The sequence below is a fragment of the Paramesorhizobium deserti genome (genome assembly GCF_001558695.1).
GTDB lineage: Bacteria > Pseudomonadota > Alphaproteobacteria > Rhizobiales > Rhizobiaceae > Paramesorhizobium > Paramesorhizobium deserti.
This window is the reverse complement of record NZ_LNTU01000034.1, coordinates 447,102-467,275: the sequence shown is the minus strand read 5'-3', so window position 1 is coordinate 467,275 and position 20,174 is coordinate 447,102. Positions and strand designations below refer to the sequence as shown.

General features: G+C 61.5%; 21 protein-coding genes. 19 read left to right on the top strand and 2 right to left on the bottom strand.

From position 1 onward, the window contains the following. The first annotated feature begins 75 nt into the window (after positions 1-75). The 11 genes from ATN84_RS18465 to ATN84_RS18415 all read left to right on the top strand — a co-directional run bounded on the left by ATN84_RS18465 (position 76) and on the right by ATN84_RS18415 (position 10,766). On the top strand, positions 76-696 hold the full coding sequence (locus tag ATN84_RS18465; RefSeq protein ID WP_068883355.1) for a GNAT family N-acetyltransferase: 621 nt from the start codon (positions 76-78) through the stop codon (positions 694-696). Between the two features lie 135 nt (positions 697-831). Further along, positions 832-1,863 (top strand): GTPase ObgE, encoded by a 1,032-nt coding sequence (obgE, locus tag ATN84_RS18460; RefSeq protein ID WP_068883353.1) that lies wholly within the window; start codon positions 832-834, stop codon positions 1,861-1,863. 16 nt (positions 1,864-1,879) lie between these two features. Beyond that, on the top strand, positions 1,880-3,028 hold the full coding sequence (gene proB / locus ATN84_RS18455) for a glutamate 5-kinase (protein WP_153020300.1): 1,149 nt from the start codon (positions 1,880-1,882) through the stop codon (positions 3,026-3,028). A 4-nt stretch (positions 3,029-3,032) separates the two neighbouring features. After that, positions 3,033-4,316: a glutamate-5-semialdehyde dehydrogenase gene (locus ATN84_RS18450; protein WP_068883349.1), complete on the top strand. Its 1,284-nt coding sequence runs from the start codon at positions 3,033-3,035 to the stop codon at positions 4,314-4,316. Positions 4,317-4,372: 56 nt separating this feature from the next. Beyond that, entirely contained in the window at positions 4,373-4,993 is a 621-nt protein-coding gene (locus tag ATN84_RS18445) for a nicotinate-nucleotide adenylyltransferase (protein WP_082766381.1), read from the top strand. Between the two features lie 172 nt (positions 4,994-5,165). Beyond that, a complete protein-coding gene (rsfS, locus tag ATN84_RS18440) occupies positions 5,166-5,501 on the top strand; it encodes a ribosome silencing factor (RefSeq protein ID WP_068883345.1) in 336 nt (111 codons plus the stop codon). A 75-nt stretch (positions 5,502-5,576) separates the two neighbouring features. Continuing rightward, positions 5,577-6,059: a 23S rRNA (pseudouridine(1915)-N(3))-methyltransferase RlmH gene (gene rlmH, locus ATN84_RS18435; protein ID WP_068883343.1), complete on the top strand. Its 483-nt coding sequence runs from the start codon at positions 5,577-5,579 to the stop codon at positions 6,057-6,059. Positions 6,060-6,274: 215 nt separating this feature from the next. Continuing rightward, a complete protein-coding gene (locus tag ATN84_RS18430; RefSeq protein WP_425287420.1) occupies positions 6,275-7,636 on the top strand; it encodes a murein hydrolase activator EnvC family protein in 1,362 nt (453 codons plus the stop codon). Continuing rightward, positions 7,626-8,948, top strand: a complete 1,323-nt coding sequence (locus ATN84_RS18425; RefSeq protein ID WP_068883341.1) for a S41 family peptidase — start codon at positions 7,626-7,628, stop codon at positions 8,946-8,948. The genes ATN84_RS18430 and ATN84_RS18425 overlap by 11 nt, the downstream gene beginning before the upstream one ends. An 82-nt stretch (positions 8,949-9,030) precedes the next feature. Beyond that, complete coding sequence (locus ATN84_RS18420) at positions 9,031-10,209, top strand: divergent polysaccharide deacetylase family protein (protein ID WP_068883339.1); 1,179 nt, start codon at positions 9,031-9,033, stop codon at positions 10,207-10,209. 32 nt (positions 10,210-10,241) lie between these two features. After that, the gene (locus tag ATN84_RS18415; protein WP_068883337.1) at positions 10,242-10,766 is read left to right on the top strand and encodes an RNA pyrophosphohydrolase; all 525 of its coding nucleotides are present in this window, start codon (positions 10,242-10,244) and stop codon (positions 10,764-10,766) included. Between the two features lie 30 nt (positions 10,767-10,796). Here ATN84_RS18415 and ATN84_RS18410 read toward each other — a convergent pair whose 3' ends face one another. Beyond that, entirely contained in the window at positions 10,797-11,645 is an 849-nt protein-coding gene (locus ATN84_RS18410; protein WP_068883335.1) for an amidohydrolase family protein, read from the bottom strand. A 41-nt stretch (positions 11,646-11,686) separates the two neighbouring features. Continuing rightward, positions 11,687-12,466, bottom strand: coding sequence for an IclR family transcriptional regulator (locus ATN84_RS18405; protein WP_068883333.1), 780 nt, complete (start codon positions 12,464-12,466; stop codon positions 11,687-11,689). 164 nt (positions 12,467-12,630) lie between these two features. On the opposite strand from ATN84_RS18405, the gene ATN84_RS18400 reads away from it, so the two are divergent. The 8 genes from ATN84_RS18400 (at position 12,631) to ATN84_RS18365 (ending at position 20,155) form a co-directional block, all read left to right on the top strand. After that, a complete protein-coding gene (locus ATN84_RS18400; protein WP_068883331.1) occupies positions 12,631-13,950 on the top strand; it encodes an ABC transporter substrate-binding protein in 1,320 nt (439 codons plus the stop codon). Between the two features lie 238 nt (positions 13,951-14,188). Then, complete coding sequence (locus ATN84_RS18395; RefSeq protein ID WP_068883329.1) at positions 14,189-15,082, top strand: carbohydrate ABC transporter permease; 894 nt, start codon at positions 14,189-14,191, stop codon at positions 15,080-15,082. Position 15,083: 1 nt separating this feature from the next. Continuing rightward, positions 15,084-15,953 carry a carbohydrate ABC transporter permease gene (locus ATN84_RS18390; protein WP_068883327.1) on the top strand — a complete coding sequence of 290 codons (870 nt, stop codon included), beginning with the start codon at positions 15,084-15,086 and terminating at the stop codon, positions 15,951-15,953. Between the two features lie 7 nt (positions 15,954-15,960). Beyond that, a complete protein-coding gene (locus ATN84_RS18385; RefSeq protein WP_068883325.1) occupies positions 15,961-17,058 on the top strand; it encodes an ABC transporter ATP-binding protein in 1,098 nt (365 codons plus the stop codon). Between the two features lies 1 nt (position 17,059). Further along, positions 17,060-18,172: a mandelate racemase/muconate lactonizing enzyme family protein gene (locus ATN84_RS18380; RefSeq protein WP_068883323.1), complete on the top strand. Its 1,113-nt coding sequence runs from the start codon at positions 17,060-17,062 to the stop codon at positions 18,170-18,172. A 3-nt stretch (positions 18,173-18,175) separates the two neighbouring features. Next, positions 18,176-18,505 (top strand): L-rhamnose mutarotase, encoded by a 330-nt coding sequence (locus ATN84_RS18375; protein ID WP_068883321.1) that lies wholly within the window; start codon positions 18,176-18,178, stop codon positions 18,503-18,505. 107 nt (positions 18,506-18,612) lie between these two features. Continuing rightward, on the top strand, positions 18,613-19,698 hold the full coding sequence (locus ATN84_RS18370; RefSeq protein ID WP_068883319.1) for a Gfo/Idh/MocA family protein: 1,086 nt from the start codon (positions 18,613-18,615) through the stop codon (positions 19,696-19,698). Positions 19,699-19,705: 7 nt separating this feature from the next. Beyond that, the gene (locus ATN84_RS18365) at positions 19,706-20,155 is read left to right on the top strand and encodes a MaoC/PaaZ C-terminal domain-containing protein (protein WP_068883317.1); all 450 of its coding nucleotides are present in this window, start codon (positions 19,706-19,708) and stop codon (positions 20,153-20,155) included. Positions 20,156-20,174: the final 19 nt, after the last annotated feature.

Sequence of the window (20,174 nt, the reverse complement as noted above, 5' to 3'; positions counted from 1 at the left end):
ATCCAAGGCCAAGAGATCAGAAAAAGGGGAGATGGGACGCCACCATCTCCCCTTTTCGCATCTGGAGGACTGAAAATGGTTGCCGAAATATCAGATCATGATGAACATCATGCTCGGGAAGACGAGGAAGAAAGCGCAAGGCGGATCGATTGTCCCGTTCTTGTCACCGAGAGGCTCGTTCTGCGCCCGCCGCATGAGGAGGACGTGGATGCAATTGCCGATCTCGCCGACAATGTCCGCGTCGCGGAGATGCTTTCGCGCATGCCGTATCCCTATACGCGTGCCCATGCGGCGGATTTCGTCAATCGAGCCAAAACGGGCGAGATCGGCAAATGCGTCTATGCCATTACCCAAGCAGAGACAGGGATATTCATGGGCTGCTGCGGCATCCATTCCCACAAGCATGGCGAGGGGTTGGAGATCGGCTATTGGCTGGGCGAGCCGTTCTGGGGAAGGGGTTATGCAACGGAAGCGGCGCATGCGCTGATCGATCTGGCTTTCCGTGCCACGGATATCGAAAGGCTGCATGTCTCCTGCCGGGTGACCAATGCCGCTTCGCGCCGGGTGATCCATAAGAGCGGCTTTCAGTATGCCGGCACCGGCATGATGGATTCGCTTGCTGCCGGCAATGTGCCGACGGAGCGCTACACGCTCGACCGGCGGACGTGGATAGGCCTGCGGAGCTGGCACAGATGAGTGAATAGGGGAATAGGGCAGTAGGGGAATGGGAATACGGGAGTAAGTTTCTTGCATACCCACTTCCCCTACTCACTTATTCCCTTACTCCCTTTTCTCCTGTAAGGCGTCTCAAAACAAACAGGTTGTAAAGCAATGAAATTTCTCGATCAGGCAAAGATTTACATCCGCTCCGGCGATGGCGGGGCGGGGGCGGTGTCTTTCCGCCGCGAGAAGTTTCTCGAATTCGGCGGGCCCGACGGCGGCGATGGCGGACGCGGCGGCGACGTCTGGGTTGAGGTCGTCGATGGTCTCAACACGCTGATCGACTATCGCTATCAGCAGCATTTCAAGGCAAAGACCGGCACGCATGGCATGGGTCGCAACAGGACTGGCGCCAAGGGCGCTGATGTGGCGCTGAAAGTACCTGTCGGTACGCAGGTCTTCGAGGAAGACAATGAGACGCTGATCTGCGATCTGACCGAGGTCGGCCAGCGTTTCCGGATTGCCAAGGGCGGCAATGGCGGCTTCGGCAATCTGCATTTCACCACCTCGACCAACCGGGCGCCGCGCCGCGCCAATCCGGGCCTGCCGGGTGAGGAGCGAACCATCTGGCTGAGATTGAAGCTGATTGCCGATGCCGGGCTGGTCGGCCTGCCCAATGCTGGTAAATCGACATTTCTCGCGAGCGTGACGGCGGCCAAGCCGAAAATCGCGGATTATCCCTTCACCACGCTCCATCCCAATCTCGGCGTGGCCCGCATCGACGGGCGGGAATTCGTTATCGCGGACATTCCCGGTCTCATCGAGGGGGCGCATGAGGGCGTTGGCATCGGCGACCGTTTTCTCGGCCATGTCGAGCGGAACCGGGTGCTCCTGCATCTGGTCTCGGCGCAGGAAGAGGATGTCGCCAAGGCGTACCGGACGGTACGGGGCGAGCTCGAGGCCTATGGCCATGGCTTGAGCGACAAGATCGAGATCGTCGCCTTGTCGCAGATCGATACGCTGGACGAGGATGCGCGCAAGGAAAAGGCGGCAGCGTTGAAGAAGGCGAGCCGTCAGGCGCCGCTTCTCCTCTCCGCCGTCAGTCGCGAGGGGCTTGATGAGGCGCTTCGGGCGCTTGCGGCGATTATCGACGAGGCGAGAACCGTCGAGGCAGGCGCTCACGCCGCCGCGACAGGTGAGTGAGACGGCAATCATGACAATGAAGGCGCTGAAACAATATCGCCGTATCGTGGTGAAGATCGGTTCGGCGCTGCTGGTCGACCGGACAACCGGGCTCAAGCGCGAATGGCTGGAAAGCCTGGGTGAGGACATCGCGGCGCTTGCCGTCGCCGGCGTCGAGGTGCTCGTTGTTTCTTCCGGCGCCATTGCGCTCGGCCGTACCGTCCTTTCCATGCCGAAGGGGGCGCTGAAGCTGGAGGAAAGCCAGGCTGCCGCTGCTGCCGGGCAGATCGCGCTGGCCAGGGCCTATGCGGACGTGCTGGAGCGCCATAATATCCGCGCCGGACAGATACTGCTGACACTTTCCGACACCGAAGAACGCCGCCGCTATCTCAATGCGCGCGCCACGATCGAGACGTTGGTGAAGTTCGGCGCCGTTCCGATTATCAACGAAAACGATACGGTGGCGACGACCGAAATCCGCTATGGCGACAATGATCGTCTCGCGGCGCGCGTGGCGACGATGATGGGGGCCGATCTCCTGATTCTCCTGTCGGATATTGACGGGCTCTATACGGCTCCGCCGCATCTTGATCCAAACGCGCGCTTCCTGCCCGTGGTGGAGGCGATCACGCCGGAGATCGAGGCGATGGCGGGCGCAGCAGCTTCCGAGCTCTCGCGTGGCGGCATGAAGACGAAGCTCGATGCCGGCAAGATCGCCAATGCGGCGGGAACGGCGATGATCATCACCTCGGGGAGCCGGCTCAACCCGCTTGGCGCAATCGACCGGGGCGAACGCGCGACGCTGTTCAAGGCGAGCAACGCGCCGGTCAGCGCCTGGAAGACCTGGATATCGGGCAATCTCGAACCGGCGGGGCGCCTTGTGGTGGATGATGGCGCGCTTGCGGCACTCCGATCCGGCAAATCGCTTTTGCCGGCAGGCGTGCGCGAGGTGGAGGGCAATTTCCAGCGTGGCGATACCGTTGCGGTCATGAGTCTTGAAGGCCGGGAGGTGGCGCGCGGCCTTGTTGCCTATGACGCGGCGGATGCCGTAAGAATTGCGGGACGCAAGAGCAATGAGATCGCGGCCATTCTGGGTTATGAGGGACGTGCCGCGATGATCCACCGCAACGACCTCGTGGTGCGCGGAATGAAGATGCGCGAAGAAACGCGCATGGCGGAAGGATAGGATAATGCTGACGAAAGCAGAGGCCGGAACGGATATTGCAAAGCTGATGGCGGAGATCGGCGCCAAAGCACGGGCCGCATCCGGGCCACTCGCCATCGCATCGGCCGAGCGCAAGCACGCCGCCCTAGTGGCCATGGCGGAGGCGCTGATCCGCCGGCAAGACGAGATCCTCGCCGCCAACGCGATCGACCTCGCCAACGCGCAAGAAGCGGGGCTGACCTCCGCCATGCTGGACAGGCTGAAACTGGATAGCGGCCGGATTGGTGCGATGGCAGACGGCGTGCGGGCGATCGCCGAACTGAAGGACCCGGTGGGCGAGATGATCGCGGAATGGGACCGGCCGAACGGGCTCCATATCGAGCGCGTGCGAACGCCGCTCGGCATCGTCGGCGTCATCTATGAAAGCCGGCCGAATGTGACGGCCGATGCCGGTGCGCTATGCCTGAAATCCGGCAATGCGGTGATCCTGCGTGGCGGTTCGGATTCGGCGCAGTCGACGGCGGTCATCCATGCGGCGCTCATTGAGGGGCTGAAGGCGGCTGGACTGCCGAAAGATGCGATCCAGATCGTGCCGGTGACGGATCGTGCCGCAGTCGGCGAAATGCTGAAGGGGCTCAGCGGCAATATCGATGTTATCATCCCGCGCGGCGGCAAGAGCCTGGTGGCGCGGGTCCAGTCGGAAGCGCGCGTGCCGGTCTTTGCCCATCTCGAAGGCCTCTGCCATCTCTATATCGACCGTTCGGCCGACCTCGCCATGGCGCGGCGGATCGCCGTCAACGCCAAGATGCGGCGTACCGGCATTTGCGGCGCTGCGGAGACGCTGCTGGTGGATCGCGCCGTCGCCGCAACACATCTGGTGCCGATTTTGGAAGATTTGCGCGATGCTGGCTGCGAAATCCGTGGCAGCGACGAAGTGCGGACGCTGTTTCCTGACGCGAAGCCGGCAAGCGAAGCCGACTGGTCGACCGAATATCTGGATAGCGTCATCTCCGTGGCGCTGGTCGATGGCGTCGGCGGTGCGATCGGTCATATCGACCGCTATTCCTCGCATCACACGGAAGCGATCATCGCGGAGGACGCTGTGGCCGTGGAGCGCTTCTTCAACGAGATCGATTCCGCCATTCTGCTCCACAATGCCTCGACCCAGTTTGCCGATGGCGGCGAGTTCGGCATGGGGGCGGAAATCGGCATCGCGACGGGCAAGATGCATGCGCGCGGACCGGTTGGCGTCGAGCAACTCACCTCGTTCAAATACCGCGTGCGCGGCAACGGCCAGACGCGCCCGTGACACGATCGTTGCCGCCGCAACGGCGCTATCCCGGCATAGATACCGACTATCTCAGGATGCCGCATGTCGAGAAGGGCATGGCTGTCGGCCTCTTCGGCGGATCGTTCAACCCGCCTCATGCCGGTCATGCTCTGGTGGCGGAAATCTCGTTGCGCCAGCTGCATCTCGACCAACTCTGGTGGATGGTCACTCCCGGCAACCCGCTGAAGGATGCAAGCGAGCTCGCGCCGCTCGCCGAGCGGCTGGCGCAGAGCGAGAAGATAGCCAGGGACCCGCGCATCAAGGTGACGGCGTTCGAGGCGGCTTACAATGTGCGCTATACCGCGGATACGCTGGCGCTGATCAAAGCGCGCAATCCAGGCGTCCGGTTCGTCTGGATCATGGGCGCCGACAGCCTGGCCGGCTTCCACCGCTGGCAGCGCTGGCGGCAGATCGCCATGACGTTTCCGATTGCCGTCGTCGACCGTCCGGGCTCGACGCTCGCCTATCTCTCGTCGCGGCTGGCCAAGACTTTCGCGCACGCCCGCGTCGATGAGGCCGATGCGCCGCTTCTCTCCCGTTTCCGCGCTCCTGCGTGGACTTTCATCCACGGCCCCCGTTCATCGCTCTCCTCCACCGCGATCCGCAATGGCCGGCGCCATCCGAACGAAAGTAAAGTTGACCGCGGCAGGTCTTGAAACTGTCACGGGACTCTGCCTATCTTAATCCTGTGCGGCGCTTGTATTTGCCGTGCGGCGTTGTTCTTGTTGGAAAGGAAAGACACTGAGAACAGCAATTCAGAAGAAGGACGCATTTGCGCCTTCAACGGCTGGGGTCAGCGGGCTTGCGTCCGTATCCCATGCCCTCGAAATGGTCCTCGCCAGTCTCGAAGACTCCAAGGCGGAATCCATCGTCTCCATCGACATTCGCGGAAAATCGGCACTCGGCGATTACATGGTAATCGCGTCGGGCCGTTCGCATCGCCATGTTGCGGCGGTTGCCGATCAGCTTCTGCGTACCCTCAAGGATGCCGGATACGGCAATGCCAAGGTCGAGGGGCTGACGAATGGCGACTGGGTTCTGATCGATACCGGCGATATCATCATTCATCTCTTCCGTCCGGAAGTGCGCGAGTTCTACAACATCGAGAAGATGTGGCTCACGCCGGACCTTGACGGAGAGCTGGAAGCGGAAACCATGCACTGATGCATTAACCGCATGATCTTTGGGGATTGTGCGTAGCCGGCGTTTGCGCCGGCGTGGATCAGGCCAGGGAAGGCCATGCGTATCACTGTTTTTGCCGTGGGCCGGATGAAGGCCGGTCCCGAGCGGGAGTTGGCCGACCGCTATTTTGACCGGTTCACCAAGACCGGATCTTCGCTCGGCCTGGAATTCACGGGCGTGGGGGAGATCGTAGAAAGCCGCGCCGCAACGGCGGAGCAGCGCAAGCAGGAGGAGGCGGCGCGCATATTCGAGGCGCTGGATGCCGGCGCGAGGCTTATCCTGCTCGACGAGCGCGGCAAGATGCTGAATTCGGAGGATTTTGCCGGCCGCATAGGCCGATTGCGCGACGAGGGTCCGCGGCAGCTCATCCTGGCCATTGGCGGGCCGGACGGCCATGATCCGCGCTTGCGTGACCGCGCAGATCTGGTTCTGGCGCTCGGCGCCATGACATGGCCACATCAGATCGCCCGCATTCTGGTGGCCGAGCAGCTTTACCGCGCCGCGACCATACTCTCGGGCCATCCTTATCACAGGGCTTGAATGCACGCATTTCCGCCGGATTCATCCCGCATGGGTGGCTGGCGCACAAGGCGGACGGGGAATACTCCGTGTAACGCTGTCGAGCGGTAGGGCTTCATTGCGCGCAAATTATCGCCGCCCAGCATTATGGTTGATGTTTCCTTAACGAAACAGGGCATAATATCGGCCACGAAACCATGACCGGGCCGTCCGCCGAGGGGCGACAAGACGAATAGATGAATTGCCATTCGCCAAACCGATGCAGGACCGCCGGCGATCGCGCCTTGCGAAAGGGCGCGGCCGGTCTGGCAATTCTGTGCGCAGGATGGATGGCTATCGGTCTGCCGGTCCCGGGGCAGGCGCAGGATGCGCCGCTACAGATGCAGCGCTCGCAAACCAGTGAGGAGCTGGAGCGGATCACCGGCGAGATTTCGCTGTCGCAGGAGAAACTCGCCAAGCTCGACGATGAAATTGGTGCGCTGAAGAAGGATCAGGTGACAATTACCGCCGCGCTGATCCAGTCCGCCAAGACCGAGAAAAAGCTGACGCAGGATATCGAAGATATCGGCGAAAAATTGATGTCGCTGCGTGAGCAGGAGGATGGAATAAAGCTGTCGCTGAAGGCGCGGCGCGGCGTTCTTGCGGAAGTGCTCGCCGCGCTGCAGCGTATGGGGCTCAATCCGCCGCCAGCCATCTTGGTGCGGCCCGATGATGCCCTTGCCTCGGTGCGCAGTGCCGTGCTTCTCGGTGCCGTTGTGCCGGAGATGCGCCAGCAGACGGAAGAACTGATGGGTGATTTGAAGGAGATGAGCCGCGTCACCGCCTCGATAGCCAAGGAGCAGGCGCGGCTTACCGACACGCGCAAGGCGCAAGTCGAGGAACAGCGGCGGCTTTCGCTGCTCCTCGAGGAAAAAAAGAAGCTGCATGCGCAATCGGAAGAGCAGCTTGCCGCCGAGCGCAAGCGTACGGAAGAACTGGCGCAAAAGGCGACCAACCTGAAAGAGCTGATCGCCTCGCTCGACAGCCAGATGGCTGCGGTGCGCGAGGCTGCCGAGGCGGCGCGGCTGGCGGAACAGAAAAGGCTGGCCGAGGGGCAGGAGCGGGCGGAGAGCCGGGACCCCGATGCCAACCATCTGACGGCGCAGGCCGACTTTGCCTCGCTGCGCGGGCGGCTGATGCTGCCGGCGGCGGGCCGGATCAGCAGACGATACGGCGATAAGGATGAAATCACCGGCAGCAGCATGGGAGAAATGCTCGAGACTGCCGCGAATGCCACGATTACGTCACCTTCGGATGGCGTTGTTCTTTATGCGGGCGCATTTCGTTCTTACGGACAACTCTTGATCCTGGACGCTGGTGGCGGGTATCATATCGTATTAGCGGGAATGCAAAGAATCGATGTGTCGCAGGGGCAGTTCGTGTTGGCAGGCGAACCGGTCGGCGCTATGGGAGAAAAGCTTCTGGCAAGTGCCGCTTCTATGGATATGGGAAATGGCGCGCCTATGCTCTACATAGAGTTTAGAAAAGATGGAAAACCTGTCGATCCGGCCCCGTGGTGGACGGTGCGGCTTTCTGGAAGGACCCAAAATGATACGTAAACTATCGCTTCTTTTCGCCGGCGCCCTTCTGGGAGCCTCGGCGATGGTTGTGGTGCAGGGAGCCCCGGCTTCCTCGGCCAATGCGGCCGGTAACGACACCTATAAGCAACTCGCGATTTTCGGCGATATCTTCGAGCGTGTCCGTGCCCAATATGTCACGCCTCCGGAAGACAAGAAGCTGATCGAAAACGCGATCAACGGCATGTTGACCTCGCTCGATCCGCATTCTTCCTATCTCAATCCCGAGGCGGCACAGGACATGCGTGTGCAGACGAAGGGCGAGTTCGGCGGTCTCGGCATCGAAGTGACCATGGAGAACGATCTGGTCAAGGTGATCGCGCCCATCGATGACACGCCTGCTTCCAAGGCCGGCGTGATGGCTGGCGATCTCATCTCCCAGATCGACGGCACCGAAGTGCGCGGCATGAGCCTCAACGATGCCGTCGACAAGATGCGCGGTCCGGTCAATACGCCGATCGAGCTGACGCTGGTTCGCCAGGGCGTGGACAAGCCGATCAAGCTCAAGATCGTTCGCGATATCGTCAAGGTGCGCGCCGTGCGCTCCCGGGTGGAGAACGATATCGGCTATCTCCGCGTGATTTCCTTCACGGAACAGACCTATGAGGATCTGCAGAAGGCGATCAAGGACATCCAGTCGAAAGTTCCGGCGGACAAGCTGAAAGGCTATGTGCTCGACCTGCGCCTCAATCCCGGTGGCCTTCTCGATCAGGCGGTGGCGGTTTCCGATGCTTTCCTCGACAAGGGCGAGGTTGTCTCGACGCGCGGCCGCGATCCGCAGGACGTGACCCGCTTTGATGCCCGTCCGGGCGACCTGACCAATGGCAAGCCGCTGATCGTGCTCGTCAATGGCGGCTCGGCCAGCGCGTCCGAAATCGTCGCGGGCGCCCTGCAGGATCACCGGCGTGCGACGGTTCTGGGGACGCAGTCCTTCGGCAAGGGATCGGTGCAGACGATTATACCGCTCGGCGAAAACGGATCGCTGCGGCTGACAACGGCGCTCTATTACACGCCGTCGGGCAAGTCGATCCAGGGCAAGGGCATCACGCCGGATATCGTCGTCGAGCAGCCATTGCCGGACGAGTTCAAGGATCAGAACGTGACGCGCGGTGAATCCGAGCTCAAGGGCCATATCAAGGGCGTCGATGAGGACGACAAGGGCTCGGGTTCGGCGGCCTATGTCCCGCCGGATCAGAAGGATGATGTTCAGCTCAACCAGGCCTATAAACTTCTGCGCGGCGAGATGGCCAATGCGGCCTTTCCGCCCGATCCGAACAAGGGTGTGCCGAACTGATCATTTCCGGCTTCGGCCAGTGAACATCGGAAACATGGTATTGGGCCATGCTTCCGTTCAGCCGGGGGCGGTGGGCTGAAACATGGCGGACCTTCATAGCCCGCTTGGGCAGGACAGAAATCAGGATAAGCGCGGGAACGGCCGTTCCCGCGCTTTTCGTTGGTTCATCCCCTCTGCTGCCTTGGCTGTCATTGTCGTCGCTGCTGGCTTTTTCTCCATCAGCAACAACAGTTCGTTCCGTACACCGCCGCTGCCTTCGGCGACCGAAGTCGCAGCAAGGTCTCCGGAGCGATCAACGGTGCGGGGCGATGCACCTTCGCAGCAGGCGCGCAACAAATCCCTTTCACCAGGCAGCGGCTCCTCGCCGGGCCCCGCCATCATCAAGGTGACGCCGGATATGCCGGCATCATCCGGTAAGATCGTGGTGAACGATCCCTCGAAAACGGGTCAGGATCCGCGCGTGGCGCATCTTCCTGATCCGGAACTGATCGAGAATACGGCGCTTGGACCATTGCCGATACGCGGGCCAGATGGCCTCCGTCCTCTCGACGTCTATAGCAGAGGTTGGTCGGGCGCTCGCGGGGCGCGTGTCGCCATCGTCATCGGCGGTCTCGGCCTGTCGCAGACCGGCACGCAGAGCGCGATCCGTCAGCTTCCCGACGAGGTGACGCTCGCCTTCGCGCCGCAGGGAAACAGCCTGCAGCGATGGATGCAGGCGGCCCGCCAAAGCGGTCATGAGATCCTGATGCAGGTTCCGCTCGAACCTTTCGACTATCCGCGCGTCGATCCCGGCCGTCATACGCTGACGGTCGAGGGCGGGGCCGAGAAGAACAGGGCGGACCTGTTCTGGACCTTGTCACGCATCACCAATTATACCGGCGTGATGAACTATATGGGGGCGCGGTTCACAGCGGATGCCGAGGCTCTGACCCCGGTGATGCAGGAGATCGGCAGGCGCGGGCTGCTCTATCTCGACGACGGTACCTCGGCGCGCAGCCAGGCGGACACGGTGGCAATGCAACAGGCGACGCCATTTTCCGCCGCCGATCTTGTCATCGATGCCGTGCAGGAGCGTGGCGAAATCCTCAAAAAACTGGACGAGCTGGAGCGTATCGCCCGCGCCAAAGGGAGCGCGATCGGAACCGGCTCGGCCTTCGCCGTCACCGTCGATGCCGTAGCTGCATGGGCGAACGAGGCCAAGACGCGGGGAATCGAGATCGTGCCGGTTTCAGCGCTTGTCCGCGATCCCGAAAGGGATTAGCAGAGGCTTCTCATTTCAGTCGGAGAATTCCCATGGCAAAGAACAAGGGTCCGGTAGCCCCCGAGACGCTGCCTTACCGGCCTTGTGTCGGCATCATGGTGCTTAACCGCGACGGCCTTGTCTGGGCCGGGCGGCGCATCATCATTCCGGGTGACGAGATGGACGGGGCGGTGCAGCTCTGGCAGATGCCGCAGGGCGGTATCGACAAGGGCGAGGAGGCCGAGCCGGCGGCGCGGCGCGAGCTCTACGAGGAAACCGGCATCCGCGGGGTCTCGCTTCTCGCCGAGGCGCCGGACTGGATCCATTACGATCTGCCGCCGCATCTGGTCGGTGTGGCGTTGAAGGGAAAATATCGCGGGCAGAAGCAGAAATGGTTCGCCTATCGTTTCGAGGGCGACGAAAGCGAGATCGCCATCAACCCGCCGCCGGACGGGCACACCGCGGAGTTCGATGATTGGGCATGGAAGCCGATGGAGGAATTGCCCTCGCTGATTGTCCCCTTCAAGCGCGAGCTCTATGAAAAGGTCGTGGCGGCTTTCCGGCATCTGGCCGCGTAAGCCGCCCAATATAAGCGCCTGCTTTCCTCATCAGGCGGGCAGATCGAGCTTCCAGAGTTTCCGGGCGTTTTCAAAAAACAGCTTGCGTCGTTCGTCTCTGGTTGCGCCGGCAAAGAGTGCGTGGGTCGCAGCCGCCCATGTGGCGAGCCCGCCACCCAGCGTGCAGACCGGCCAATCGCTGCCCCAGACGACGCGGTCCCAGCCGAAACAGTCGACGACATGCTCGACATAGGGTGAGAGGGTTTCGACCGTCCACGTGCCGGCATCGGCATAGGCGACGACCCCTGATATCTTGGCAACGACATTGGGGCGTCTTGCGATCTCAGCGACATTCTCCTGCCATGGATGCCGTTCGCCGGCCGCGATGGCCGGAACGCCGCAATGGTCGAGCACGAATTGCGTATCCGCGGCGAGATCAACCAGCGCCGTGGCGCGGGGGATCTGATGCGGCAGGACGCAAAGGTCGAAGGTCAGGCCGCTGCCGTCGAGCCGCTTCACATTCTCGCGAAAGAGCGGCGTTTCGGAGAGCTCGTCGGGCATGACGTGCAGCACGCGGCGAAAGCCCTTGATGAAGGGATCGGCTCGTCTGCGCTCGAGAAAAGCCGGGAAACCGGCCTCCTCGGGGCGGCAGGAGGAGATCGCGCCGACGATCAGGCTGTCGGGCTCGGTCGAGAGGCCGCGGATATAGTCGGTCTCGGCATCAATTGCTTCAGGCGCAACGTCGACTTCCATGTGGAGAGCGGCGGCAATGCCGACCCGTTTCGCCTCCTGCGCATATTGCCGGTAGAGAAAATCCCGATCGAGCGGGGCAACATCGGCAAGCCAGGGATAGGTGAGCGCCTGCTTGTCAATGATGTGGAGATGGGTGTCTATGAACATATCAGGCTCTCCTCCCAGCCTTCTTTTTTCCCGGACTTGTTTCAGTGCGTCTTCGCCCCGGCGAGTTCCGAAAGCGCTTTTGCCGCCTTCACCAGAATTTCCGTGGTCTGTCCGATATCGGGCGCATTCGGTGCGTTGACGAGGGTTATATAGGGGCAGGTGAGGGCGGCGAGAGCCCGCCCGTCGGGTGCCAGAATAGGGGCCGAGAGATTATAGACCCCTGCTATTTGGGCACTGGTCATGATTTCATAGCCGCGCTCACGGATCGTATCGAGGCGAGCGTCGAAATCCTGCGGCTGAACCGTGTCGTCCATCCGGCGCTCATATTCCGAGATCATCATCGCGCGCTCGTCCGGCGATCGGAAGGCGAGGAGCACATGGCCGGAACCCGTGTTGAAAAGGCCAATATGCGAGCCGACGCGGACCGAAATCCCCCAATAATCCGGAGCTTCCTGCTGGGCGATGACCACCGCCGCACCCCGGTCGAACACCACGAGCTGATTGGCCTGGCGGGTCTTCATCGCCAACTCGCGCATGATCGGCGTGGCATAGGAGGCAAGGCGGCGCACCGGTGCGTGCAGCTGCGCGAGGCCGAATAGCTTCAGGGTCAGCGAAAAACGGTCGCTGTCAAGCCGCGTGACATAGCCGCGGCGCACCAGTCGGTCGAGCATGCGGTAGAACTCGTTCGGGCTGCGGCCAAGCTCCTTGGCGATTTCGGCCTGGGTCAGCCCACCATCGATGCCGGCAAGAAGCTCTAGGATGTCCAATCCCTTGTCGAGCGCCGGCGCGCGGTATCGTTCGCTGTCCTCGTCGTCGGCCATGATCTCTCTCCTGTAAATTCATTCACTCATATACGAAGAACGGTTTCCGCGAAAAGTAAATTCCTCGCTTGACGATCCATAAATTAAATGTTTGCATATGAATGAAGCGTCCATATGTGAGGGCGCGGTGGGGATCGGGGAGCGGTCGCCAAAGGGAGGAAATCATGAAGAGATTGCTTACTGCCGTTTCGGCAGCAGCCATTGTCGTCGCGCTGGCGGGGACCGGCGCATCGGCGCAGGATCTGCCCGGCAAGTTTGACGGACAGACGATCGATGCCAAGCTTATCGGCGGCCAGCAATATGAAGCGCTCTACCAGCGCATCGGCGAATGGGAAAAGCTGACCGGCGCGAAGGTCAACATTCTCTCGAAGAAGAACCATTTCGAGCTGGACAAGGAAATCAAGTCGGATATCGCCGCCAACAGCTTGAACTGGTGCGTGGGGTCGAACCATTCGTCCTTCGCCCCGCAATATCCGGGCATCTATACCGATCTGACGCCCTTTATCCCGAAGACGGAAATCGACGCCTTCGTGCCTTCCGTCATCAAGGCGGCGACGCTCGACGGCAAGCTCGTCATGCTGCCGCGGGCGCAGTTTGACGTTTCGGCGCTCTATTACCAGAAGAGCCTCTATGAGGACGACGCGAAGAAGACGGCGTACAAGGAAAAATACGGCGAAGACCTCGTGCCGCCCGATACGTGGGACGAGGTAACGAAGCAGGCCGAATTCTTCTCGAATCCGCCCACCTTCTACGGTACGCAGTTCGCCGGTAAGGAAGAGGCGATCAACGGCCGCTTCTATGAAATGCTGGTGGCGGATGGCGGCGAATATATCGATGCCGATGGCAAGCCCGCCTTCAACTCGGAAGCCGGCGTCAAGGCACTCGACTGGTTCGTCAATCTCTATAAGGCCAAGGCGGTACCGGCGGGTACGACCAATTATCTCTGGGACGATCTCGGGCAAGGCTTTGCCTCGGGCTCCATCGCGCTCAATCTCGACTGGCCGGGCTGGGCGAGCTTCTTCAACGATCCCAAGGCCTCGAAGGTGGCAGGTAATGTCGCCGTCAAGGTGCAGCCGAAGGGCTCCTCCGGCAAGCGCACCGGCTGGTCCGGCTTCCATGGGTTCTCGGTGACCGAAAACTGCGCCAACAAGGAAGCGGCGGCCTCGCTCGTCTGGTGGCTGACCAATGAGGACAGCCAGAAGCTCGAATCATCCGCCGGCCCGCTGCCGACCCGCACCGCCGTCTGGGAATACAATATCGAAGAGGCGAAGGATGATCCCTATCGCACGGAAGTGCTGAAGACCTTCCAGGAAGCTTCGAAATACGCCTTCCCCGTGCCGCCGCTGGCGGAATGGATCGAGATCTCCAACGCGGTCTATCCGGAATTGCAGGCGGCTATTCTTGGCGACAAGACGTCCAAGCAGGCGCTTGATGACGCGGCGAAGAAGGCGACGCAGATCCTCGAGGATGCGGGGAAGCTTTGAGCGTCGCTGCCCCTCACCCTTACCCTCTCCCCGCAAGCGGGGCGAGGGGGTGCCCACGTCGGTACGTCTTCCTTCTGCGGTGCTGCAAGGGGGAATCCGCACGGTGCCGCTTCTCCCTTCTCCCCGCGTGCGGGGAGAAGGTGCCGGCAGGCGGATGAGATGTATTTCACGGCCGGTCGATCGGCTTGATCAAATGACAGAATCCATGCCGCATGCCGATCAGGAGCAGGGCTTATAAATGAAACTCAGACTTCCAGCCCCGATCCTGCTGCTTCTTCCGGCGATCATCGTGCTGGTGGCGGTCATTGTTCTGCCGCTGCTTCTGTCCTTCTATTCCAGCTTCACGCCGTTCCGGCTGACGCGACCGGAGACGCTGTGGACATTCATCGGCCTGCGCAATTACATCAACGTGCTCTCCAACTGGGATTTCTGGGTGGCGTTCGGGCGCACGATCCTGCTTCTCACCATCGCGCTCAACGCGGAGATGTTCCTGGGGCTGGGGCTTGCCATGCTCGTCAACAAGGCGACGCATGGGCAGCGGCTCTTACGCACGCTGATGATGTTTCCGATGATGTTTTCGCCTGTTCTGGTCGGCTTCCAGTTCAAATTCATGTTCAACGACAATATCGGTCTCGTGAACAACGCACTGCAGTCCCTGGGGCTGACCGATCAGGCGATTCCGTGGCTGATCAACGGGAACCTCGCGCTCTTTTCTATCATCGTCGCCGAGGTCTGGTCCTCCACCTCCGTCTTCGCGATCCTGATCCTCGCCGGGCTTCTTGCCATGCCGCAGGAGCCGGTGGAGGCGGCGCGGGTCGATGGCTGCACGCCCTGGCAGACGTTTCGCTATGTCACATGGCCATTCATCATGCCGTTCGCCTTCATCGCCATGACGATCCGCTCCCTCGACGTGGCGCGGGCCTATGACATCGTCAAGATCATGACCGACGGCGGGCCGGCGGGGCGCACCGAGCTTTTGTGGACGCTCGTCGGACGGACGGCCTACAGCGATGCGCGCATGGGTGTGGCCAATGCCATGGCTTATGTCTCGATCGTGCTGTCGATCCTTTTCACCGTCTATTTCTTCAGAAAACTGGCCGCCGCGCGCCAGCAGATCGGAGCGGAGTGGTAGGATGGAAGACAAGAACAGCTCCTATCGCGTCCAGCGCCGCCTCCTGAAGATCGCGCATTTCATCGGCCTCTTCCTGGCGATGTTCGTCATCTGCCTGCCGGGTGTGTGGATCATCCTGAGTTCGCTGCGGCCGACCGTCGAGATCATGGCGAAGCCACCGGTGTGGATCCCGACGCAACTGTCGCTCGACGCCTATCGCGCTATGTTCAGCGGCATCGGCGCGGGCGGCGTGCCGGTGTGGGATTATTTCCGCAACTCCATCATCGTCTCCGTCACCTCGACGCTGATCGCGCTCGCTATCGGGATGGCCGGCGGCTATGCCTTCGCGCGCTTCCGCTTCAAGGGAAAGTCGGCGATCTTCCTCGGTTTCATGCTGACCCGTGCGGTGCCGGGCATCGCGCTGTCGCTGCCGCTGTTCATGATCTATGCGCGCCTCGGCATCATCGACACGCATTTCGGGCTGATCCTGACCTATGTGGCGCTCAACGTGCCGTTCACGATCTGGCTGATCGATGGCTTTTTCCGGCAGGTGCCGCGTGATCTGGCGGAGGCGGCGCAGATCGACGGCTGCACCCGCTGGCAGGCCTTCTGGCAGGTGGAGTTTCCGCTGGCCGGTCCCGGCATCGCGTCCGCCGGCATCTTCGCCTTCCTAACCTCGTGGAACGAATATGCGCTCGCCTCGCAGCTCACCCGCTCGGTCAATTCCAAGACGCTGCCGGTCGGGCTTCTCGACTACACCGCAGAGTTCACCATCGACTGGCGCGGCATGTGCGCGCTCGCCGTCGTCATGATCGTGCCGGCGCTCATCCTCACCTTCATAATCCAGAAACATCTGGTCTCCGGCCTCACCTTCGGCGCGGTAAAGGGGTAACGCTTTCATGGCTACCGTTTCGCTCAAGAAACTCGTCAAACGCTACGGCACGGTCGAAGTGGTGCATGGCATCGACCTCGACGTTAGGGATCGCGAGTTCGTGGCGCTGGTCGGTCCGTCCGGCTGTGGGAAATCGACCACGCTGCGCATGATCGCGGGGCTGGAGGACATCAGCGACGGCGCGCTGGAGATCGGCGGCAAGGTGGTCAACGACCTGCCGCCCCGGGCGCGGAACATCTCGATGGTGTTCCAGTCCTACGCGCTTTACCCGCATATGACGGTGCGCGAGAACATGGGCTTCTCGCTGAAAATCGCCAAGCGGCCGCAGAAGGAGATCGACGAGCGGGTCGAGGCGGCGGCGGACATTCTGGAACTGAAGCCGCTCCTGGAGCGCCGCCCGTCGCAGCTTTCCGGTGGGCAGCGCCAGCGCGTCGCCATGGGCCGCGCCATCGTGCGCCAGCCGGAGGTGTTCCTATTCGACGAGCCGCTTTCCAATCTCGACGCGAAGCTCAGGACGCAGATGCGCACCGAGATCAAGAAGCTGCATTCCAAGGTGCAATCCACCATCATCTATGTGACGCACGATCAGGTGGAGGCTATGACGCTCTCCGACCGCATCGTCATCATGCGCGACGGCCATATCGAGCAGGTGGGCATGCCGGACGAGGTGTTCCGCTTTCCGGCGACGCGCTTCGTCGCGGGCTTTATCGGCTCGCCGCCGATGAACCTCGATGAGGCTGTTGTCGATGACGGAAAGCTGGTCTTCGCATCGGGTGACAGTCTGCCGCTGCCGGCTCAGTTTCATGAGCGGGTGACGGTGGGGCAGAAGGTCGTGTTCGGTCTCAGGCCAGATGATATCTATCCGACCGGGCACGGCCTATCCTCGGCGGATACGACGGATATCCATCAACTCGACCTTCCGGTGTCGATCACCGAACCACTCGGCAACGAGACGCTGGTGTTCGTCGGCTTCAACAAGCGCGATTGGGTGTCGCGGATGCTCAATCCGAAACCGCTGGCGGCGGGCGAGAAGATCGCGATGAGCCTTGATCTGTCGCAGGCGCATCTCTTTTCCGCCGAAACCGGCCGGACCTTGCGGGGCTGACATGGCGAGAATCGAGAAAATAGACCTGCGGATGGTCGACCTGCCGCCCAAAACCTTGCGGACGGACGCGATCCAGAGCTTTGTCAGCCAGGAGACGCCCATCGTCACCATCACCGATTCCGATGGCGCGACCGGAACAGGCTACAGTTATACGATCGGCACGGGTGGCTCGTCTGTCATGCGGCTCCTGTCGGATCACCTTGCGTCGCGCATTCTCGGCGACGATGCTGACTGCATCGAGGCGATCTGGCGCAAGCTGGAATTCGCCACCCATGCCACGACCGTGGGGGCGATCACTGCGCTGGCGCTGGCGGCCATCGACACGGCGCTGTGGGATTTGCGGGCCAAGAAACAGAACCTGCCGCTGTGGAAGCTCGCGGGCGGGGCGAAGAACCGCTGCCCGCTCTATACGACCGAGGGCGGCTGGCTGCATATCGAGAAGCAAGCGCTTGTCGAGGATGCGCTGGCGGCGAAGGAAAAGGGCTTTCGCGGCTCGAAGGTGAAGATCGGGCGTCCGCATGGTTCGGAAGATCTCGACCGGCTCTCGGCCATGCGTGATGCGCTCGGGTCCGGCTTCGAGATCATGACCGACGCCAATCAGGGCTTCACGCTCGATGAGGCAATCCGCCGTTCGCATGTGCTGCGGGATATCGATCTTGCCTGGCTGGAGGAACCGCTTCCCGCCGACGACATCGACGGGCATGTCCGGCTGTCGAGAGCAACGAACACGCCTGTCGCGGTGGGGGAATCGCTCTACTCGATCCGGCATTTCCGCGAATATATGCAGAAGGGTGCCTGCTCCATCGTGCAGGTGGATGTGGCGCGCATCGGCGGCATCACGCCATGGCTGAAGGTGGCGCATCTGGCGGAGAGCTTCGACATGCCGATCTGCCCGCATTTCCTGATGGAGCTGCATGTGAGCCTCGTCTGCGCCGTGCCGAACGGCAAATACGTCGAATACATTCCGCAGCTTGATGATCTGACGCAGAGTTCGATGCGCATCGAGAACGGTCATGCGATCGCGCCGGATGCGCCGGGTATCGGCATCGATTGGGACTGGGAGGCGCTCACCGCCCGCAGCATCCCCGAATTCACCACCGAGATAAGGACCTGAGCCATGCAGCGAATGGGAATGGTCATCGGGCTAAATCCGGAGAAAGTCGCGGAGTACAAACGCCTTCATGCGGCGGTGTGGCCGGAAATCCTGGCGCTGATATCGGCCTGCAACATCCGTAATTATTCCATCTTCCTGCGCGAGCCGGAGAATCTGCTCTTCGGCTATTGGGAATATCACGGAAGTGATTTCGAGGCCGATATGGCGAAAATGGCCACTGACAAGAAAAACCAGGAATGGTGGTCGGTCTGCATGCCCTGCCAGGTTCCGCTCTCGACCCGCAAGGAAGGCGAGTGGTGGGCGATGATGGACGAGGTGTTTCATCTTGATTGACGTGGTCGAGGATATTCCGTTTCTCGCGGTTTCCAGAGTGGGTTCTGTTTTAACGGAAGCGTTGTTCACCCCCCTCTGCCCTGCCAGCGCTTCTATTAAAATCTCCAATGGGGAAGGGTAGCCCCGTGACCTTCGATCCCACAATTCTCAACCAATCCTGGCCGCTGCCGGCCAATCCTCGCCCCATCGTCACCTTCGGCGCGGGGTCCATCGTCGGGGACGCACATTATCCGGCGTATCGCAAGGGCGGGTTTCCGATTGCCGGGCTTTTCGATCCCGATCAGGCGAAGGCGCAGAAGCTTGCGGATGACTGGGGCGTGAAGGCGTTTTCTTCCATTGCAGAGGCGGCGGCGGTCGAGAATGCGGTGTTCGATCTGGCGACTCCGCCGGGCCGTCATGCCGAAGTGCTGAAAGTGCTGCCGGATGGCGCGACGGTGCTTATCCAGAAGCCGATGGGCAATACGCTCACCGAGGCGCGGGAAATCTTGGGCGTCTGCCGTGAAAAAAAGCTTATCGCGGCGATCAATTTCCAGCTCCGCTTTGCGCCGATGATGCTGGCTTTGAAGGATGCCATTCACCAGGGCTGGCTTGGCGAGGTGGTCGATTTCGACGCCTGGCTGGCGCTCGATACGCCCTGGCAGCTCTGGCCGTTCCTCAACGGTCTGCCGCGGGTCGAGATCGCCATGCATTCGATCCATTATCTCGATCTCATCCGGCAGGTGCTGGGCGATCCACAAGGCGTTCACGCCAAGACGATGGGACATCCGAACCACAAGGTGGCGCAGACGCGGACGAGCGCCATCCTCGACTATGGCGAGAGGGTGCGCTGCGCGCTCTCGATCAATCACGACCATAAGTTCGGACGCAAATACCAGGCCTGCGAGTTCCGCATCTGCGGCACTTCAGGAGCGGCCTATGTGAAGCTCGGCGTCAATCTCGATTATCCGCGCGGTGAGCCGGATGTGCTGGAGATTTATCCCAGGGGCGGGGATGGTTGGGTGACGGTGCCGCTTGAGGGTGCATGGTTCCCGGATGCGTTCGTCGGGCGCATGGCGAACCTGCAGCGCTTTGCGGCGGGCGAGGACAAGGAGCTCGTCAGTTCCGTGGAGGACGCATGGAGCACGATGGCGCTGGTCGAAAGCGCATACCGGTCGAGCGCGGCTCCCGCAACGCCGCTCGATCCAAGACCCTGAGGCAGATATGGCTGAACAAACCATCTATTTCGAAGACTATGAGCTCGGCCATGTGCGCGCTACCACGGGGCGCACCATCACGGAGACGGATTTCGTCGTCCATGCCGGGCACACCGGCGATTTCTTCCCACATCACATGGATGCTGAATTCGCCAAGACCACGCCGTTCGGCCAACGCGTCGCGCATGGGACGATGGTGTTCTCGATCGGCGTTGGGCTGACCGCGAGCCTTATCAATCCCGTCGCTTTCTCCTATGGATATGATCGCCTGCGCTTCGTGCGGCCGGTGTTCATCGGCGACACGATCCACACGCGCGTCACCATCGCGGCCAAGGAAGATGATCCCAAGCGTCCCGGCCATGGCCGCGTTGTCGAGCGGTGCGAGGTGATCAACCAGCGCGGCGAGGTGGTGCTTGCCGCGGACCATATCCTGATCGCCGAGCGGCGAGGTATTTAGCCACATGATCTTATCCGAA

Excerpts from the sequence above, each read along its gene's own strand:
- ATN84_RS18465 (WP_068883355.1), top strand. The coding sequence starts at position 76 with ATGGTTGCCGAAATATCAGATCATGATGAACATCATGCTCGGGAAGAC.
- obgE (WP_068883353.1), top strand. The coding sequence starts at position 832 with ATGAAATTTCTCGATCAGGCAAAGATTTACATCCGCTCCGGCGATGGC.
- proB (WP_153020300.1), top strand. The coding sequence starts at position 1,880 with ATGAAGGCGCTGAAACAATATCGCCGTATCGTGGTGAAGATCGGTTCG.
- ATN84_RS18450 (WP_068883349.1), top strand. The coding sequence starts at position 3,033 with ATGCTGACGAAAGCAGAGGCCGGAACGGATATTGCAAAGCTGATGGCG.
- ATN84_RS18445 (WP_082766381.1), top strand. The coding sequence starts at position 4,373 with ATGCCGCATGTCGAGAAGGGCATGGCTGTCGGCCTCTTCGGCGGATCG.
- rsfS (WP_068883345.1), top strand. The coding sequence starts at position 5,166 with ATGGTCCTCGCCAGTCTCGAAGACTCCAAGGCGGAATCCATCGTCTCC.
- rlmH (WP_068883343.1), top strand. The coding sequence starts at position 5,577 with ATGCGTATCACTGTTTTTGCCGTGGGCCGGATGAAGGCCGGTCCCGAG.
- ATN84_RS18430 (WP_425287420.1), top strand. The coding sequence starts at position 6,275 with ATGAATTGCCATTCGCCAAACCGATGCAGGACCGCCGGCGATCGCGCC.
- ATN84_RS18425 (WP_068883341.1), top strand. The coding sequence starts at position 7,626 with ATGATACGTAAACTATCGCTTCTTTTCGCCGGCGCCCTTCTGGGAGCC.
- ATN84_RS18420 (WP_068883339.1), top strand. The coding sequence starts at position 9,031 with ATGGCGGACCTTCATAGCCCGCTTGGGCAGGACAGAAATCAGGATAAG.
- ATN84_RS18415 (WP_068883337.1), top strand. The coding sequence starts at position 10,242 with ATGGCAAAGAACAAGGGTCCGGTAGCCCCCGAGACGCTGCCTTACCGG.
- ATN84_RS18410 (WP_068883335.1), bottom strand. The coding sequence starts at position 11,645 with ATGTTCATAGACACCCATCTCCACATCATTGACAAGCAGGCGCTCACC.
- ATN84_RS18405 (WP_068883333.1), bottom strand. The coding sequence starts at position 12,466 with ATGGCCGACGACGAGGACAGCGAACGATACCGCGCGCCGGCGCTCGAC.
- ATN84_RS18400 (WP_068883331.1), top strand. The coding sequence starts at position 12,631 with ATGAAGAGATTGCTTACTGCCGTTTCGGCAGCAGCCATTGTCGTCGCG.
- ATN84_RS18395 (WP_068883329.1), top strand. The coding sequence starts at position 14,189 with ATGAAACTCAGACTTCCAGCCCCGATCCTGCTGCTTCTTCCGGCGATC.
- ATN84_RS18390 (WP_068883327.1), top strand. The coding sequence starts at position 15,084 with ATGGAAGACAAGAACAGCTCCTATCGCGTCCAGCGCCGCCTCCTGAAG.
- ATN84_RS18385 (WP_068883325.1), top strand. The coding sequence starts at position 15,961 with ATGGCTACCGTTTCGCTCAAGAAACTCGTCAAACGCTACGGCACGGTC.
- ATN84_RS18380 (WP_068883323.1), top strand. The coding sequence starts at position 17,060 with ATGGCGAGAATCGAGAAAATAGACCTGCGGATGGTCGACCTGCCGCCC.
- ATN84_RS18375 (WP_068883321.1), top strand. The coding sequence starts at position 18,176 with ATGCAGCGAATGGGAATGGTCATCGGGCTAAATCCGGAGAAAGTCGCG.
- ATN84_RS18370 (WP_068883319.1), top strand. The coding sequence starts at position 18,613 with ATGGGGAAGGGTAGCCCCGTGACCTTCGATCCCACAATTCTCAACCAA.
- ATN84_RS18365 (WP_068883317.1), top strand. The coding sequence starts at position 19,706 with ATGGCTGAACAAACCATCTATTTCGAAGACTATGAGCTCGGCCATGTG.